The organism is Psychroflexus sp. ALD_RP9 (genome assembly GCF_017311165.1).
GTDB lineage: Bacteria > Bacteroidota > Bacteroidia > Flavobacteriales > Flavobacteriaceae > Psychroflexus.
Genome location: NZ_CP062973.1, coordinates 388,859 through 406,901 on the forward strand (window position 1 = coordinate 388,859; position 18,043 = coordinate 406,901).

Sequence of the window (18,043 nt, forward strand, 5' to 3'; positions counted from 1 at the left end):
GCCGTTAAACAGTAAATCACTAAATTTGATTTTTATTTAAGTTTATGTTTAAAGTTAAATCATTCAAATTACCCAAGAACACGCGTTATAATTACACGCCACGTTATTATAATGGCAAAAAAATTAGTAATATTTACGAAATAGATTCTAACTTTAATAAATATAAATCAACCCACAACTCTATAGATTTTGGGTCTCATTGGGCAGATGCTCGAAAAAATAGTCGCCATCGTAGTAATCGTTCAATTAATAGGCGAGTGATTTTAATCGCTTTAATATTAGTTTTCCTTTTTTTATGGCTTATCGATTTTGATCTCTCAATTTTCAGCCAGTAAATTTATGAGTAATCGCATAAAATTATTGCCAGATCACGTTGCTAATCAAATTGCCGCCGGTGAAGTGGTACAAAGACCGGCATCTGTTGTCAAAGAATTGCTAGAGAATGCCGTCGATGCCCAAGCCTCTAAAATAAAACTTATTGTTAAAAATGCTGGCAAATCATTAATTCAAGTCGTAGACAACGGCGATGGCATGAGCGAAACTGATGCTCGATTGTCACTTGAAAGGCATGCCACATCTAAAATATCAGCGGCTGAAGATTTATTTCAACTTCAAACTAAAGGATTTAGAGGTGAAGCTCTTGCATCTATTGCGGCCATTGCTCATCTAGAATTGAAAACAAAACAAGATCAGGAAGATGTTGGTACTCAAATTCAAGTCGAAGGAAGTGAAGTTAAAGAACAACAACCTATAGTAACTGCGAAAGGAACTTCAATCGCCGTTAAAAATTTATTCTTTAATATCCCTGCACGTCGAAACTTTTTAAAATCAGATCAAGTTGAACTTAAGCATATTATAGACGAATTTCAGCGTGTTGCCTTGGCGCATCCTAATATCGCTTTTGATATGATTCATAATTCTAACGAATTATTTCAATTACAAACCTCAAACCTTCGACAACGTATAGTTGGAATAATGGGTACAAAAAGCAATGAAAAACTTGTTCCTGTTGAAGAATCTACAGATTTACTGAAAGTTAAAGGATTTATTGGTAAGCCCGAATATGCAAAGCGCAGCCGTGGCGAACAATTTATATTTGTTAATAATCGTTACATTAAAGATCATTATTTAAACCACGCCATATTAGCTGGTTTCGAAGGCTTGCTGAAAGACAAAACACATCCATCCTATTTTTTATATTTAGATATAGATCCTAAACGGATAGACATTAACATTCACCCTACTAAAACGGAAATTAAATTTGATGACCAACATGCTATTTATAGCATCATTCAAAGTAGTGTTAAACATAGTTTAGGACAGTTTAATATTGCACCTGTTCTTGATTTTGAAAAAGATAGTAGCCTAGAAACAAACTATAAACAACACCATTCACCTGCCAAAATACCAAGTATTGAAGTAGATCGCGATTATAATCCTTTTAAAACAGAGTCTACCCAATCGCAGAGTCGCCAAAAGTCAAATTCGATAACCAACTGGGAAGATTTATATTCTGTTGAAGTACCAAAAACTTCAACTGAAACTGTTGAATTTGAATCAAAATTATTTGAAGAACATGAGTTTACAACACAAAACAAAGCCTTTCAATTAGCTGATAAATACTTAGTTTCAGCTTTTAAAAGCGGGCTCATTTTAATTAATCAACATCGGGCACATTATAGAATTCTATACGAAGCTTTATTAAAAAATATTACTGAACAGCCTGCTGCAAGCCAGCAACTTTTATTTCCTTTAGAGCTTGAACTAAATCAAAAAACAGCATTAGTTTTTGAAAATTTACAAGAATCTATTGAAAACACAGGATTTAGATTTTCAACTTCTTCAAAAAATCATTTAGTAATTAACGGGATTCCAGATTTAGTTCAAGAACAACAAGTGCCACAAATTTTAGATGAAATTTTTTCAGCCTTTACAGATGATTTGCCAAGTTCAAGTTTTGAAAGTAATACGATTTTAGCTAAAGCTTTAGCTAAAAATATGGCAATCAAAACAGGTGTACAGTTAGATCAGGCTGAAATCAACCAAATAATCGATACCTTATTTTCTTGTAAAGATTATTTACAAACTCCCGACCAAAAACAAATTTATTTTAATTTAAGTTTAGACGACATCTCTAAAAAATTCGCTTAATGCAACAAATAACACCAACTGTAAAAACCCTTTTAATTGTTAACATCATCTTTTTTGTTGGCTCTCAGGTGATTGGCGATTACGCCTATAAAGTTTTTGCTTTATGGTTTCCAGAAAACCCTAATTTTGGGTTTTGGCAAATTTTCTCGCATATGTTTATGCATGCACAAGAAACCATATCGCACATTCTTTTTAATATGTTTGCACTTTATATTTTTGGTAGTGCTCTAGAAAATTATTTAGGTCAGCAGCGATTTTTATTTCTATATTTTTCGGCTGGTTTAGGTGCTGCTGGGTTGCAAATTTTATTCAGTTACTATAATTTTAATGAAGCCTACCAATATTATATTGATCAAGGTATCAGTGCTGGAGAAATTTCAGATCTTTTAGCGAGCGTGGTCGAAACAGGTCAATACCGTGTTTTTAGTCAAATTCCACAGGGTATTACAGATCAACTTTTAGGAACTTATGTTGTACCAATGGTAGGTGCATCAGGTGCAATTTTTGGTGTATTAGCAGCATTTGCGATTGTATATCCTAATATGCACTTATTTATTATATTTATACCAATTCCTATTAAAGCTAAATACTTAATAGGTGGCTATTTTTTAATTAATGTATTTTCTGCACTGAGTGGCGTTAGTTTATTTGGACCATCGAATACAGCGTATTGGGCACATATCGGTGGTGCAATTATCGGATTTATTATGATGTGGTATTGGAAAAAAAATCAGTTTAATTATAACCGATGGAATTAATATGAATTGGCAAGATAAATTACGATATAGGTACAACCTAGCAAATATTGTTGAAAAATTAATCGTTATTAATATCGCGATGTTTATATTGACTTTTGCAGTTAATACCATTGCATTTTTATTAACTGGAAATCAATATTCAACTGGTTTTTTAACCGAGTGGTTAAGCTTTCCAAAGGATTTATTAGACTTTGCTATAAGACCATGGAGTATTATTACTTACGCTTTTATGCATGCCGGGATATTTCATATTTTATCTAATATGATTATTCTTTATTTTTCTGGTCAATTTTTCTTAACCTTTTATTCTTCAAAACGCTTAGTTAATTTTTATGTTTTAGGAGCTATTTTTGGAGCTTTAATCTTCAGTTTAAGTTATAACATTTTTCCAGCGTTTCAAGGAACAGGTAAATCATATTTAATTGGTGCTTCAGCATCTGTCATGGCTGTTTTGGTTGGTGTTGCAACTAAGGCACCAAACATGCAAGTGCGTTTATTAATTTTTGGAAATTTAAAACTTTGGTGGATTGCAAGCTTTTTAGTGGTGGTTGACTTTATACAAATTCCATTTGGAAATCCTGGTGGTCACTTAGCCCATCTTGGTGGAGCACTTTTAGGCTATATCTACACAAAACAGCTAGATAAAGGAAACGATATTGGTGCATGGATTGAAGACAGCATTAATTGGTTTTCTAACTTTTTTAAGGCTACAAAATCTCCAAAGATGAAAACTGTTCATAAATCTAAAACAAAATCAAAGTCAAGAAAATCTACTCCAAACAAAGCTAATCAAGAAAAAGTAGACCAAATTCTGGATAAAATTAGTAAGAGTGGCTACGACAGTTTAACTAAAGCTGAAAAAGATTTTCTGTTTAATGCAGGGAAAGACTTGTAAAAAGTGAATTAATGGCTGGTTTTAGAAAGCTTAATTTTCGAAATAAATTGATTTATAGCCTTAATTTATTGTTTGCGCTATTATTAATTGTTGCCTACTTGTTACCATTTATTCCTCCTAAATTATCATCCATATTGTCTATTATAAACCTTGGTTTAGGCATCCTTTTAGCAATAAATGTTTTGTTTATGTTGTATTGGGTAATTTTATTAAAGCGCCAAGTTTTCTTATCGCTATTATGTATCCTTATAGGTTTTAACTATTGGAACTCTATTTATGCATTTAACACTTTAAATAAGAATCGAAACATCACAGATTCAACTATTGACATCATGAACTATAATGTCCGGTTATTCAACAAATACAAATGGATTGACTCAGATAAAGTACCTCAAAATATAAAGAAATTTATCCATAAACAATCGCCTGATATTTTAGCATTACAAGATTATTATTTACATGAATCGACAGATTTAAAAGAATTTAAATACAGTTATAAACAACCTACAAAAGCTAACGGAAAAAACGGTTTAGCTATTTTTAGTAATTATAAAATCATCAGAACTAAAAATCTTGAATTTGAGCAAACTGCTAATAATGCTATTTATGCTGATGTAGTTATTAACAACGACACTTTACGAATCTTTGCAGTGCATTTAGAATCTTTAAAAATTGTTCCTAATGTTAAGCAACTTCAAAATAATGATCAACAAAAATTAGTAAACCGTATTGGTAAATCATTTATCAAACAACAGTCACAAGCTGAATTAGTTGCAAAGGAAATTAAAAATTCACCTTACAAAGTGGTTGTTTGTGCTGATTTAAACAACTCGCCTGTTTCTTATGTCTCTAGGAAAATTTTAGGCAATCGTTTACAAGATAGTTTTAAAGAAGTTGGCCAAGGCTTTGGTAAAACTTTCGATTTTGATTTCATACCGTTAAGAATTGATGTAATTTATGTTGATAAAAACCTTAAACCGATTAAGTTTAAGAATTTTGATGTAAATTATTCAGACCACTACCCGATTTTAACACGAATAGAAATATAACACTTATTTAATTTGATCAAAATAAACCTCAGCTGAAGGTCCTAAATTAAATAACACATCTAACACACATAAATTAGGAATAAAACCATACTTAGACTTAAAGACTTGGTTATATTCTGAAATTCCATAAAATGCTGAACGTTTAGCTGAAATGAATCGGCGTTCATCTTTAATTTCATTATTAGATGAATAAACAAGTTTATATTCATCTGTAAATTTAAAATTGAAGTCTATGCCTAAAGCTTCAGCTACCACTTCTGTACATTTCAAATTGTAATCCATTAAAAAAGTTGCTGGTTTTTCAAACAAAAAGGCAAAATCATCTTCATAAAATTCAAAAAAAGGCGACGTTCTGTAAGCAGTTTGAATAGACTTCCAATGTAATTGCTGCCATTTAAAACTTTGCTCAATTTTTACATCTTTGTATAATTGACGCTGGTGATTGTCTTTCCTATGCTTAACAGGAATATTTAATTGCAACCTACCATTGGCACCATAAATATACTGTCTATTACGATAAGTTTGTTTCTGGTAATTATCATGCATTTCAAAAGCTATACAATCTGCCTTACTCATAGCAATGTATTGATCTAAAGGACCAAAATAAGCTGGATGAAAAAGAGAAGTTACCATAAATTAAGCTTTTTTACGCTTTTTACTAAAATATCTGAAACCAAACCAAAGTACTAATGCAATCAAGAAATATTGCAAATAAGATACGCGTTCGCCTTCACCAGCTACGGTTGTAAACATACGGTCTAACCTAAGTTTATCAAGTAAACCAGATGCATTACCATCTAAACTTAACCAAATAAATACAGGTTTACCAACCACATGGCTCATTGGGACATAACCCCAGAAACGACTATCTTCACTGTTATGACGATTATCACCCATCATAAAATAATAATCTTGTTTAAAGGTATAATTATCGATAGGTTTGTTATTCATGTAAACTTGATCTCCTTTAATAGACAAGCTTTGTTGCCTACCTAGCTCAGAACCTTCATAAACTTCAATCACACGACGATAAAGTGAAAAAGATTCAGCATTTAGTTTTACAGTTTTTCCTTTTTTTGGAATATAAATAGGTCCAAACTGATCGCGATTCCAATTAACTTTTTTGTTATTAGGGAAGATTTTTAAATCTTTTTCACCTTTTGGGTCAATTTGCCGCTTAATCCATTCTACATTAGGATGGTTTTCGAGTTTTTTAGCAGAAGCCTCTGTTACAGCGGGAATTAAATATTGCCGTTTTGATTTATTAAACCAAGCAATACCATCTGTAATATTGTAAATTTCAACTAAACTACGCAAATTAAAACCCTGACCTTTACCTTGAACGATATAAGAATACTGTGGTTTTGCACGCTCAGGCAATTCTAAAGGCTTAGAATTAATATAAATTTTTCCATCAACAATTTTTAATGAATCACCTGGAACACCGACGGTTCGTTTAACGTAATTAGATTTTTTATCGATGGGTTTATGGTAATGTTTTCCTGAGCTATCACCAAACATTCTTACCGTATCTACAGGCCAGTTAAAAACAACTATATCATTACGTTCAATTTCGGTGATAGCAGGTAATCGCATTAAAGGTAATTCAACCGAAGATGAATAAGATTTAACACCAAGACCAGGAATTGAATCATGAACCATAGGAAAAGATATTGGTGTCTTTGGTACGCGAGCTCCATAATGAAATTTACTAACAAACAGGAAATCACCAACCAATAAACTCTTTTCTAATGAAGAGGTTGGAATTGTAAAGGGCTGCATGACGTATGTATGAACTATTGTTGCCGCTACCACTGCAAAAACAACAGAACTAACAAATTCTCCCGTTTTAGTTGTTGCTTTAATACTACGATTACCTAGGTATTGACAAGTTGATAAATAGTTGAGATAATAATTGTAAAAACCTAAACTAAATATGGCTAGAAAAGTATCTAAAGTTGAATTTTTACCAAAGCTTCTAGCAGTTTCTACCCATATCACAGGAAACATAATAACATTGATTACAGGAATAAATAGTAAAAATACCCACCACCAAGGTCTATTGATTATTTTTAATAATACGATTGCATTATAAATAGGGATTGCTGCTTCCCAAGCTTCTCGACCTGCGCGTTTATAAAGTTTCCAAGTTCCCAAAAAATGAATAACTTGGATAATAATGATCAATACTAGTAAATTGATTAATGTTAGCATAATTACTGAGTTAAATCGTCTAAAACTTGCGCCATTGTGTAAACGCCAGTTGGTTGTTTATAAATCCATTCGGCTGCTATAACAGCACCTTTTGAAAAGCCATCACGCGAAAAAGCAGTGTGACGAATACTTAATTGGTCAATTTTATTAAAAAAAGTTACAGTGTGATCACCAAAAACTTCTCCTTCTCTATATGCTTCAATTGGAAGTTTAAACGCTTCGTGTTCTGGAGGACAAGACCATTCTGAATATTTTGTGTGATCTTCTATTACTTGCTCCGCCAAAGTAATAGCTGTTCCGCTTGGTGCATCTTTTTTATGAATATGATGGGTTTCTTCTAATTTAGCATTATAATCTGTGTTGACCATTAATTTAGATAAGTAAGCATTTAGTTTAAAAAACAAATTAACTCCAACACTAAAGTTTGAAGCATATAAAAATTTTGATTCGTGCTTATGGCATAATTTTACAGCTTCATCATAACGGTTAAGCCAGCCTGTTGTTCCTGAAATCACAGGAAGTTGAATTTTTAAAGCTTCTGAGATATTTTTAAAGGCAGCATCAGGAACGCTAAAATCTATTGCCAAATCTGCCTGCTTCAATAAATCTAAATCTATGTCTTTATTTGTTTTATATATCACTTCATGACCGCGATTAAGAGCAACTTTTTCGATTGCTTTTCCCATTTTTCCGTAGCCAAGTAAGGCAAGTTTCATATTAATTAAGCTTTATATTAAAAGTAAGATTAAATTCTGGTTTCCGAGTGATGTGATTGGGTATAATTTGCGGACTTACACTCAAATCGCGCGAAACATTAAACTGGTTTAAATGCGCTTCAACATTTGCATCTATGATATTTAGTATGTAAAATCCAATAATAAATAATAAAGAGTATTCTTTATTTTGACGGAATTGCTTTTGAGCATCAATGAGATTTTCATTGGTTAGTACACCAAAAAATTCATCATCTTCAAAACCCGCTAAACGACTTTTATAAGCATCTCTATAGCGATTATACTCATTATTATTAAAAATATAAAAGTAGGTGCTCGCACCTATTGCACCATATACAAGCGGAATTTTCCAATAACTTTTGTTATAAGCTTGACCCAATCCAGGTAAAACAGCCGAATAAAATGCAGCTTTAGCAGGTGCATTTGCATCGAAAGGGTTGGCTTGAAATTTTGATTCGGATTTTAGTGATTTTCTGTTTGTGTTTAGTTTTAAAACTGAGGTTGTATCAGTCTGTGCAAAGACAAACGAATTTATGAAAACAACAATTAATGCTATTAATAATTTAGGCATTTTTTGAATCTTGTAAAAGCTTAGCGATTCGGTTAAAATCTTCATCTGAAGAAAATGGTAATATAATTTTTCCGTTACCCTTTTTTGTAATCTTAATGTCAATTTTAGCTCCAAAATGTTGTGATATAGCTTTTAATTGTTGCTGCTTGTCTTGGTCGAGTTTTGGTTGAGAAATCGGTTTTTTACGACCTTCATTAATCGACTTTACTAATTTTTCAGTCTCGCGCACTGAAAGCTTTTCTTTTAGTATTTTTTCATACACTTCAATTTGCTGTTCAGTATTAGAGATATTGATTAAAGCACGACCGTGACCCATACTTAAAAAGCCGTCTCGCATGCCGGTTTGTATAATTGGGTCTAATTTTAATAAACGTAAGTAATTAGCAATTGTAGACCTATTTTTACCAACGCGATCGCTCAATTGCTCTTGTGTTAAATCTATTTCATCTATTAATCGTTGGTAAGATAATGCTATTTCAATTGGGTCTAAATCTTGGCGTTGAATATTTTCAACTAAGGCCATCTCAAGAGATTCTTGATCGTTTGCGATTCTAATGTAAGCAGGAATAGTTTCTAATCCCACTATTTTAGATGCTCTAAAACGACGTTCGCCTGAAACTAACTGATAAGCTTGTTGACCTACCTTTCTAACTGTAATTGGCTGTATTACACCTAGTTCACGAATAGAAGAAGCTAACTCGTCTAAGGCGTCTTCGTTAAAGCTAGTTCGTGGTTGAAATGGGTTTACTTCAATAGAATCGAGTTCTAACTCGACAATGTTGCCAACTACTTTATCAGCATTTTTATCTTCAACAGATTGAATATCGTTTTCAGGATCATTCAATAAAGCCGATAATCCTCTTCCTAATGCTTTTTTACGTGTTGTTTTTGCCATAGTTTAAAAATTAGGCATTGATTAATTCTTCTGCCAAACTTAGGTAATTATTTGCACCTTTGCTGGCAGCATCATATTTAATAATGCTTTCACCATAACTTGGTGCTTCACTTAAACGTACATTGCGCTGTATAATTGTATCAAATACCATATCACTGAAATGCTTTTTAACCTCGTCGACCACCTGATTAGATAATCGTAAGCGTGAATCGTACATGGTTAGTAATAAACCTTCAATTAGTAAGTCTTTATGATGAACCTTTTGTACACTTTTAATCGTGTTAAGTAATTTACCTAAACCTTCTAAGGCAAAATACTCACATTGTATAGGTATAATTACACTATCTGCAGCAGCTAAAGCATTTAAGGTTAATAAACCTAATGAAGGTGCGCAGTCAATAATCACGTAATCATAATTTTCTTTCAAATTGCGTGTAGCCTGTTTAAGCATTAATTCGCGATTATCTTGATCAACCAATTCGAGCTCAATCGCAACTAAATCAATATGGGCAGGAATTAAGTCTAAGTTTGGTGAGTCTGTTTCTATTATAGCTTCATTAGCTTTTGAAGTATGTTCTAGTAACTGATAAGTACCAACCTCAACAGTCTCTACATCTATTCCTAAGCCAGATGTTGCATTAGCCTGAGGATCAGCGTCTATTAGTAAAACTTTTTTCTCTAAAACCCCTAAAGCTGCGGCTAAATTAACAGCAGTTGTTGTTTTACCAACACCACCTTTTTGGTTTGCAATCGCAATTATTTTACCCATGTAAAAGCCTTTTTTTGAATCGTAAAAATACAATTAATTACGCCATTTTAAAATCTAAGTTATCAACAGATAAATCTTACATTATTATTTGAAATTCAAACCATTTTTAGGCTTTTATTCACAATAAAATTGAATCTAACCAAATATATTTGCTTAAAAAACTTGAGAAATTTACTCACTCTTTTTGTCTGTATATATACTTTTAGTTTCACATTAGCTCAAACTTATGAGATTTCGGGAAAAATCACAGACACAAATAACCAACCTATACTAGGCGCAAATATTATTTTAAAAGAGAATTTAGGAACAGTTTCAGGACAGAATGGAAATTATTCATTGAAAGTAGGAAAAGGAAACTATACGATTAAGATTTCTTACTTGGGATTTAAAACCATTACAAAATCTATTTCAGTTGAAGCATCTCAAGTATATAATTTTACACTCGTTCCTAAAGCAGAGTCTTTAAATGAAATTGTTATTACTGAAAATATTGAAGCTTTAGACACTCGCGACACACAAATGAGTGTTAATTCTCTTGACGCCGAAAGTATTAAAAATATTCCTGCCGCATTTGGTGAAGTAGATGTTATTAGATCACTCTTACAATTACCAGGTGTTTCTAATGCCGGTGAAGGTGCAGCTGGATTTAATGTTCGAGGTGGTAATACTGACCAGAATTTAATTCTTGTTGATGATGCTATACTATTCAGCTCTTCGCATCTTTTTGGCTTTTTCTCGATATTTAACCCAGATGCAGTAGATAATTTAAAACTTTACAAAGGCGGTATTCCTGCAAACTTTGGCGGTCGTGTTTCTTCTGTGTTAGATATTAATCAAAAAAAAGCTAATCTTGATCGTATTTCAGGAAATGGTGGTATTGGTGTTATTTCAAGCAAACTGTTGTTAGAATTGCCTGTAAAAAAGAAAAAATCTTCACTTTTATTAGCTGGTCGTGCCACTTACGCGCATCTATTTTTAAAATTAACTGACAACCAAAATACGGCTTATTTTTACGATTTTAATGCTAAGTATTTCGATCAAATTAACGAAAAAAATAGTATAGAATTTTCAGTTTATCATGGCAATGATTTGGTAAGCATAAATGAGAGCTTTACAAATACTTATGGTAATACGTTCGGAAATTTAAAATGGAACAGCCTTCTTAGCGAAAATTTATCTGGAGACTTCAACCTGTCGTATAGTCGCTACAATTACAACTTAGATTTAAGCCTAGTGGGATTTGAATTTGACAATTGGGTAAGTAACCTCAACTTAAACGCAAATTTTAATCATTTTATATCAGACCAATTCAGCTTTAAATATGGCTTAAGCAGTATTAAATATACTATTGAACCTGGAAACATCATCCCTAATACTGCTAATTCTGGTATTAATCCTGATAACCTTGCAAACAAACATGCTTTTGAGCATGCGGCGTATTTCAGTGTTAAACAAAAACTGAATGATGCCATCAATTTAGAGTACGGTTTAAGACTCAATGCTTTTTGGCGTATGGGACAAGGTGAGATTTTTAGTTACGAAAACAACCAACCCATTAGGTACAATAATGTAACAGGTATTTATGAGGAAGCCGAACCTACTAACACAAGACAAAGTAGTGCTTCTAAAATTGAACATGAGTTTTATAATTTAGAGCCACGATTTGCAATATCTTATAGTTTCAACGATGATACATCTTTAAAAGCAAGTTATAACCGCTTAGCTCAAAATATGCACCTGCTTTCTAACACTTCTTCACCAACACCATTTGATGTATGGACGCCCAGCGGAGAATTTGTAAAACCGCAACTTCTTAACCAATATTCAGTCGGGTTTTTTAAAAATTACCGAAATAAAACTTATAGTTTTGAAACTGAAGCGTTCTATAAAACAGTAGACAACCGAATTGATTATGTTAATGGAGCTAATTTAATCGCTAACGACCAAATTGAAAGCGTTATTTTAAATGGAGAAAGTCGCGCCTATGGTTTAGAACTTTTAGCTCGAAAAAATAAAGGCAAACTTACAGGCTGGATTGCCTACACTATTTCTCGTTCAGAGCAACGCACACCTGGATTTTCAGCTAATGATCCCGGCATTAATAATGGTGATTGGTATTTAGCAAATTTTGATCGCCTTCACGATTTAAGTCTTACAGCAAATTATGACTTTAATAAAAAATGGGATTTTAATGCTAGCTTCACGCTTCAAACGGGGCGACCTGTTAATTTTCCTGTCGGTCAATTTGAATACCAAGGGCTAAACATTCCAGTTTACGAAGGCCGCAACACAAACCGATTACCCGCATTTCATAGATTAGATATTTCAGCCACATTAACTCCTCAAAATCAAAATCATAAGTCATGGACTTCAAAATGGAATTTTGGCATTTTTAATCTATACAATCGAAAAAATGCAGCTTCCTTAAATTTCGAACAAAACCGAACTTCTGGCCAAAACGAAGCTGTCCGTTTATCAATATTTGGAATTATACCTTCTGTGAGTTACATCTTTGAATTTTAAATTATGGCAAAACAAATTAAATATATCGTTCTTCTAACAATGAGCATCTTTTTAATAAGCTGTGAAGATGTAGTTGAAGTCAATTTAGAAACTGCTGAACCACGTTTAGTGATAGATGCCGCCTTAAAATGGGAAAAGGGAACAGCAGGCAATTACCAAGAAATTCGCATTTCGCAATCAAGAGGCTTTTACGATGAATCGCCTTCTATGGTTTCCGGCGCAACTGTACAAGTAAGTAATTCTGAAAATACAATTTTTGAATTTATTGATACTAACGCTAACGGAGTTTACACCACTAATGATTTTCAACCTCAACTAAACGAAGTTTATACATTATTAGTTGAAGTTAACGGTAGAACTTTTGAAGCAACAGAGCAACTCATGCCTGTTGCCACAATTGATTCTATCCAGCAACGTAATGATGGCGGATTTTCTGGTGAAGATATTGAGCTTAAAGCTTTTTACAAAGATCCTGTTGAAACCGAAAATTACAATTTATTTACTTTTGATGTAGACTTTATTGCTTTTCCAGAATTTGAAATTTATGATGACGAATTTAATAACGGAAATACAAATTTTGCCTTTTATACAGAAGAAGATCTCGAAGTTGGTAATTCTGTTGAAATTATTAACCACGGAATATCAAAAAGTTATTATAATTACCTTGTAATATTACTTAACCAAGTTGGTAGTTCTGGTGGCCCTTTTCAAACACAGCCTGCTGTGGTTCGCGGTAACATTAATGATGTTGATAATCCTGATGATTATATTTTTGGCTACTTTAGCCTTTCAGAAATCGATCGTGTAAATTTTACTGTTAATGAGTGATTTTAGAAAAATAACCGAAGAAGATTCACATTACAATGACATTGAAAAAATGTCTACTTCAACAATCTTAACATCAATTAATCAAGAAGACCAAAAAATTGCTTTAGCCGTTAAAAAAGTGATACCTCAAATTGAAAACTTTATTAATGTTTTAGTCAAAAAAATGCAAAGTGGTGGTCGACTTTTCTACATTGGTGCTGGAACAAGTGGCCGATTAGGAATTTTAGATGCTAGTGAATGTCCGCCAACTTTTGGTGTAAATGAAGATGTAGTTATTGGTATAATTGCTGGTGGTGACAAAGCCATAAGAACGGCCGTAGAAAATGCTGAAGATAATACTAATCAAGGTATTAAAGATCTTAAAAATCATTCAATTTCTCAAAAAGACTGTGTTGTAGGCTTGGCTGCTTCCGGAACAACTCCATATGTTGTTAAAGGTTTACAAGCTTGCCAAAATCTCAATATAATCACTGCATGTATTACCTGTAATCCAAAATCACCAATTACTGAAGTTTCAAACTTTCCTATAGAAGTCCCAGTTGGACCCGAATTTATTACAGGAAGTTCACGAATGAAAGCTGGTACAGCACAAAAACTAATCTTAAATATGATAAGTACAACAGCGATGATTAAGCTTGGACGCATTAAAGACAACAAGATGGTAGACATGCAATTATCTAATGCAAAGCTAATTGAGCGTGGTACTAAAATGATTGCAAAATCTTTAAATATTAATGAGTCGAAAGCAAATGAACTATTACTAAAACACGGTAGCGTTAGAAAAGCAATACTTCATGCAACACACTAATCAAGAACTACTATTTAAAGGTTTAAAATATCTAGCTGCTGCTTTACCTCTATTATTTTTAGGGCCTGTGATTATGTATAGCGCCTTCGGTAATCAAGACAAATTTTTATTTTGGCCTGTTTTAATTTTGTCAATCATATTATGCATCGCTGCTGGGTATTTAATTTTTAAAGGTATTAAAACCTTAATGAAAGCATTGTTTAACAATTAATTTTTCTGTCAGGAACCCTAAGTAATAAAACTACACCTACAACAAAAAAGAGTATTAAAAATACTATTGAGTAGCGTAGGCTTCCTGTAAGCTGAGCTGAAATTCCGTAGAATGCCATTCCGATTACAATTCCTATTTTTTCAGTAACATCGTAAAAACTAAAATATGAGGTTGTATCTTCAGCATGGTCGGGAATATATTTTGAATAAGTTGAACGTGATAATGATTGTATACCACCCATTACAAGACCTACAAAAAAAGCAGCAATATAAAATTCATTAGGTGTTTCCATAAAAAAAGCAAAGACACAAACACCAATCCATATTAAATTCAAACCAATTAAAACATGAATATTACCAAAAAACTTAACTAATCGAGAAGCTAAAAAAGCACCTAAAATGGCTACCAGTTGAATAACAAGTATACTAATAATTAATCCCATGGTAGCATCGTTATTTGGCCATTTAATTTCTTCAACACCAAAATAAGTAGCAATTAGCATTATGGTCTGTACAGCCATACTGTAAACAAAATAGGCACCTAAATAACGTTCTAGATTTAAGTTAGTTTTAATCGATTTGTAAATTGATTTTAACTCTTTAAAACCATTAAAAAAGACATCTTTAGTGTAGCGGCCTTTTTTATTAGAAATTGGTAAGTGATAAAAAGAATATTGGCTAAAGCCTATCCACCAAACCCCAGTCAATATGAAAGATAAACGTGTTGGTAAAGCTTCAGACTCAAACCCGAAGAGTTTATAGTTAAGAATCATTACAAGACACAGCACAAGCAACAAAACACTACCGATGTAGCCTAAAGAAAAGCCTTTTGCACTTAAACTGTCTTGCTCATTTTTCGGACAAATATCAGGTAAATAAGAATTATAAAAGACAATACTTCCCCAAAAACCAATTAAACCAAACAAATAACATAGCAAACCAAACCACAAATATTCTAAATTAAACCAGTAAAGCCCAATACATGCAGATGCGCCAACATAGCAGAATATTTTCATGAAAAGCTTTTTATTACCTACGTAATCGGCTATACCACTTAGAATAGGACTCATTAACGAGATAATCAAAAAAGCAAAAGCAGTAACATAGCTAATCAAAGCATCATTATTAAAACTATAACCTAAAAAGCTAACAGAATCTGAAATAACATCACCTTGTTCATCCTTAACTACAGTTAAAGCTGAATAAAACAAAGGAAAAATAGCTGAAGAAATAACTAAGCTGTAAACCGAATTAGCCCAATCATAAAACGCCCAAGCATTTTTAATTGTTTGAAAAGACTTCATTTAATTAAAATTAATAATCCCGATTTTTTCGGCTTCGGCTCTTGCTGCAGGAATTCGATTTCGTAAATTCTCTATTCTAGTATCGTGTGATGGATGTGTACTTAAAAATTCTGGTGGAGATTGCCCATTACTTGCAGCCTTCATTCGCTCCCAAAGTTTTGGGGCTTCTTGTGGGTCATAACCAGCTAAAATCATTAAAACTAAACCTTGTTCATCAGCTTCAGTTTCATGCTTCCTACTAAAAGGCAACATTCCAAACACCTGACTTCCAACACCAAAGGCTACATTAAAAATCTGTTGCTGCTCTTCTTTCTCACTCAACGCAACATTACCTACCACAGCTGCTCCTTGCTGTATGAGACCAGCACTCATTCTTTGCTGCCCATGATTTGCTAGTGCATGAACAATTTCATGTCCCATAATAGCGGCAACTCCATCTTCATTTTCTGCAATTGATAAAATTCCTGTATAAAAGGCAACCTTACCACCTGGCATAGCCCAAGCATTAACTTGTTCACTTTCAATCAAATTAAATTCCCAATCATAATTAGCATCGTAATCATCCATTCCTTTAAATTTTAAATACTTACGAGCAGCTAATTTAATTCGTTCGCCAACACGCTTTATCATTTCTGATTCCTCTGTATTTTTTAAGACTTCACTTTCGCTCAAAACCTCATCATATTGGCTGTAAGCCATCGGTATCAATTTTGAATCTGGAACAAAAGCCATGGTTTTTTTACCTGTAAATGGATTTACGGCACAGTTTGTGGTAATAAATATTAATATAACTGCAAACAAAAGACGATACTTCATAATGATTGTTTTAAAAACCAAATTTATGACAATTACTAGAAAAATTAGAGATTGGTTTAACAAATTAATAATAAGTTTTTGATTTAAAAAACTTTACTTTTAAAATAAAAAAATGAAAAAAATAGTTTTACTACTCATTTGTATTCAATTAGGTTCGTGTCAATCAAATGCCCAAAAAAAAGAAACTAAGCCAGATTTTGAAGTTTCTAAAACTGAGACTGAATGGCGTAAAGCATTAACAGCAGAAGAGTTTAATGTCTTGAGAAAATCAGGTACTGAACCTGCTTTTTCAAGCCCGTTAAATAAGATAAAAAAACCAGGTACTTTTGTTTGCGCAGCTTGTAAAAACCCACTTTATCAAACCAAACATAAATTTGACAGCGGCACTGGATGGCCAAGTTTTGATCGCGCAATTGATAGCAGCCTGGCAATTAGTTCAGATAGAAAATTGGGCTATAAGCGCACAGAAGCTCTCTGCGGCAAATGCGGTAGCCATTTAGGTCATATCTTTAACGATGGCCCCAGAGAAACCACTGGAATGAGACACTGCATAAATGGTGTCGCTTTAGATTTTATACCCAAAAACAAATAAGAATGACAACGCAAAACTGGAAAGAGATACTTACAGAAGAAGAATACCGTATTCTTAGAGAAAAAGGAACTGAACCACCATTTTCGGGCAAATACAATACACATTTTGAAGATGGAAAATACCATTGCAAAGGCTGTAATGAAGTACTATTTGACAGTAAAGCCAAATTTGAAAGTAACTGTGGTTGGCCAAGTTTTGATAGCTCAGTTGAAGGTGCCATAGAATACAAGAAAGACAATAGTTTTGGTATGCAACGCATCGAAATTTTATGTAGTAATTGTGGTGGACATATCGGACATATATTTGATGATGGCCCAACAGAAACACGAAAACGCTACTGCGTTAATTCACTTAGTATTAATTTTAAATCATAAATTATGAAAAAAATCTTAAGCATTTTATTAATCAGTCTTATCGTAATTGCCTGCGAAGGAGACATAGGTCCTCCAGGACCTCCAGGACCTCCAGGTCTTAATGGTGTAAATATTTTAGGCAATGTGTATGAGATTGAAGTCAACTTCACTCCTAGCAATGACTTTAGCATCATTTCTGAATTTCCTAATACTATTGAAGTCTTTGAGTCTGATGTTGTCATGGTTTACCTTTTAGAAGAACAAGTCAATGACCCAACTGGTCCAGTTGATGTTTGGGCGCAACTTCCTCAAACATTTTATTTAAACAACGGAGATGAAGTTGTTTACAATTTTAATCATACATTTTTCGATACCAACATTTTTCTTGATGGAAATGCGGCTTTTAATTTGTTGCCTCCAGAGTTTACCCAAAATCAAGTTTTTAGAATAGCTATTCTACCAGCCGAATTTGCAGAAGCTTATGATGTATCTACTTTTAAAAAACTCAACCAAGCCCTTAAACAAGAAAATATAAACCTCAACCTTATTTCTCTCAATTAAAAGTCTTTCCTT

20 protein-coding genes are annotated in these 18,043 nt (G+C 32.9%); 12 read left to right on the plus strand and 8 right to left on the minus strand.

The genetic code is table 11. The features are described 5' to 3' along the window. The first annotated feature begins 44 nt into the window (after positions 1-44). From IMZ30_RS12005 to IMZ30_RS01805, 5 genes are read left to right on the plus strand one after another with little or no spacing between them, the layout of a single operon-like run. A complete protein-coding gene (locus IMZ30_RS12005; RefSeq protein WP_242529684.1) occupies positions 45-335 on the plus strand; it encodes a hypothetical protein in 291 nt (96 codons plus the stop codon). A 4-nt stretch (positions 336-339) separates the two neighbouring features. Beyond that, a complete protein-coding gene (gene mutL / locus IMZ30_RS01790) occupies positions 340-2,151 on the plus strand; it encodes a DNA mismatch repair endonuclease MutL (RefSeq protein WP_207038848.1) in 1,812 nt (603 codons plus the stop codon). Continuing rightward, on the plus strand, positions 2,151-2,909 hold the full coding sequence (locus IMZ30_RS01795) for a rhomboid family intramembrane serine protease (protein ID WP_207038849.1): 759 nt from the start codon (positions 2,151-2,153) through the stop codon (positions 2,907-2,909). Before mutL ends, IMZ30_RS01795 begins: the two co-directional genes overlap by 1 nt. Position 2,910: 1 nt before the next feature. Next, complete coding sequence (locus tag IMZ30_RS01800) at positions 2,911-3,804, plus strand: rhomboid family intramembrane serine protease (protein ID WP_207038850.1); 894 nt, start codon at positions 2,911-2,913, stop codon at positions 3,802-3,804. 11 nt (positions 3,805-3,815) lie between these two features. Then, complete coding sequence (locus IMZ30_RS01805; protein WP_207038851.1) at positions 3,816-4,853, plus strand: endonuclease/exonuclease/phosphatase family protein; 1,038 nt, start codon at positions 3,816-3,818, stop codon at positions 4,851-4,853. Between the two features lie 3 nt (positions 4,854-4,856). Here the strand turns inward: IMZ30_RS01805 and IMZ30_RS01810 are convergent, their stop codons facing one another. Genes IMZ30_RS01810 through IMZ30_RS01835 form a run of 6 tightly spaced genes read right to left on the minus strand, consistent with a single transcriptional unit; the run spans position 4,857 to position 10,036 of the window. Further along, on the minus strand, positions 4,857-5,486 hold the full coding sequence (locus IMZ30_RS01810) for a WbqC family protein (protein WP_207038852.1): 630 nt from the start codon (positions 5,484-5,486) through the stop codon (positions 4,857-4,859). Positions 5,487-5,489: 3 nt separating this feature from the next. Then, positions 5,490-7,067, minus strand: a complete 1,578-nt coding sequence (gene lepB, locus IMZ30_RS01815) for a signal peptidase I (RefSeq protein WP_207038853.1) — start codon at positions 7,065-7,067, stop codon at positions 5,490-5,492. Positions 7,068-7,069: 2 nt separating this feature from the next. Beyond that, entirely contained in the window at positions 7,070-7,783 is a 714-nt protein-coding gene (dapB, locus tag IMZ30_RS01820) for a 4-hydroxy-tetrahydrodipicolinate reductase (RefSeq protein WP_207038854.1), read from the minus strand. Between the two features lies 1 nt (position 7,784). Then, positions 7,785-8,372 carry a DUF5683 domain-containing protein gene (locus IMZ30_RS01825; RefSeq protein WP_207038855.1) on the minus strand — a complete coding sequence of 196 codons (588 nt, stop codon included), beginning with the start codon at positions 8,370-8,372 and terminating at the stop codon, positions 7,785-7,787. Then, positions 8,365-9,267, minus strand: coding sequence for a ParB/RepB/Spo0J family partition protein (locus tag IMZ30_RS01830; RefSeq protein ID WP_207038856.1), 903 nt, complete (start codon positions 9,265-9,267; stop codon positions 8,365-8,367). The genes IMZ30_RS01825 and IMZ30_RS01830 overlap by 8 nt, the downstream gene beginning before the upstream one ends. Positions 9,268-9,277: 10 nt before the next feature. Then, positions 9,278-10,036: a ParA family protein gene (locus IMZ30_RS01835; protein ID WP_207038857.1), complete on the minus strand. Its 759-nt coding sequence runs from the start codon at positions 10,034-10,036 to the stop codon at positions 9,278-9,280. 162 nt (positions 10,037-10,198) lie between these two features. Between IMZ30_RS01835 and IMZ30_RS01840 the strand changes: the two genes are divergently transcribed. From IMZ30_RS01840 to IMZ30_RS01855, 4 genes are read left to right on the plus strand one after another with little or no spacing between them, the layout of a single operon-like run. After that, positions 10,199-12,559, plus strand: a complete 2,361-nt coding sequence (locus tag IMZ30_RS01840) for a TonB-dependent receptor (protein ID WP_207038858.1) — start codon at positions 10,199-10,201, stop codon at positions 12,557-12,559. A 3-nt stretch (positions 12,560-12,562) separates the two neighbouring features. Further along, complete coding sequence (locus tag IMZ30_RS01845) at positions 12,563-13,387, plus strand: DUF4249 family protein (protein WP_242529685.1); 825 nt, start codon at positions 12,563-12,565, stop codon at positions 13,385-13,387. Then, positions 13,380-14,195: an N-acetylmuramic acid 6-phosphate etherase gene (murQ, locus tag IMZ30_RS01850; protein ID WP_207038859.1), complete on the plus strand. Its 816-nt coding sequence runs from the start codon at positions 13,380-13,382 to the stop codon at positions 14,193-14,195. The genes IMZ30_RS01845 and murQ overlap by 8 nt, the downstream gene beginning before the upstream one ends. Further along, complete coding sequence (locus IMZ30_RS01855; RefSeq protein ID WP_207038860.1) at positions 14,182-14,406, plus strand: DUF6095 family protein; 225 nt, start codon at positions 14,182-14,184, stop codon at positions 14,404-14,406. Before murQ ends, IMZ30_RS01855 begins: the two co-directional genes overlap by 14 nt. On the opposite strand, the gene IMZ30_RS01860 is transcribed toward IMZ30_RS01855, so the two are convergent. Further along, on the minus strand, positions 14,396-15,709 hold the full coding sequence (locus IMZ30_RS01860; RefSeq protein WP_207038861.1) for an MFS transporter: 1,314 nt from the start codon (positions 15,707-15,709) through the stop codon (positions 14,396-14,398). The two genes, IMZ30_RS01855 and IMZ30_RS01860, sit on opposite strands and share 11 nt — an antisense overlap. After that, positions 15,710-16,525: a M48 family metallopeptidase gene (locus IMZ30_RS01865; RefSeq protein ID WP_207038862.1), complete on the minus strand. Its 816-nt coding sequence runs from the start codon at positions 16,523-16,525 to the stop codon at positions 15,710-15,712. It lies immediately after the preceding gene. 112 nt (positions 16,526-16,637) lie between these two features. On the opposite strand from IMZ30_RS01865, the gene msrB (IMZ30_RS01870) reads away from it, so the two are divergent. The 3 genes from msrB (IMZ30_RS01870) to IMZ30_RS01880 are packed head-to-tail and all read left to right on the plus strand — an operon-like array spanning position 16,638 to position 18,031. After that, complete coding sequence (gene msrB / locus IMZ30_RS01870; protein WP_207038863.1) at positions 16,638-17,117, plus strand: peptide-methionine (R)-S-oxide reductase MsrB; 480 nt, start codon at positions 16,638-16,640, stop codon at positions 17,115-17,117. A gap of 2 nt (positions 17,118-17,119) precedes the next feature. Then, the gene (msrB, locus tag IMZ30_RS01875) at positions 17,120-17,491 is read left to right on the plus strand and encodes a peptide-methionine (R)-S-oxide reductase MsrB (protein WP_207038864.1); all 372 of its coding nucleotides are present in this window, start codon (positions 17,120-17,122) and stop codon (positions 17,489-17,491) included. A gap of 3 nt (positions 17,492-17,494) precedes the next feature. Further along, on the plus strand, positions 17,495-18,031 hold the full coding sequence (locus tag IMZ30_RS01880; RefSeq protein WP_207038865.1) for a hypothetical protein: 537 nt from the start codon (positions 17,495-17,497) through the stop codon (positions 18,029-18,031). Positions 18,032-18,043 lie beyond the last annotated feature (12 nt).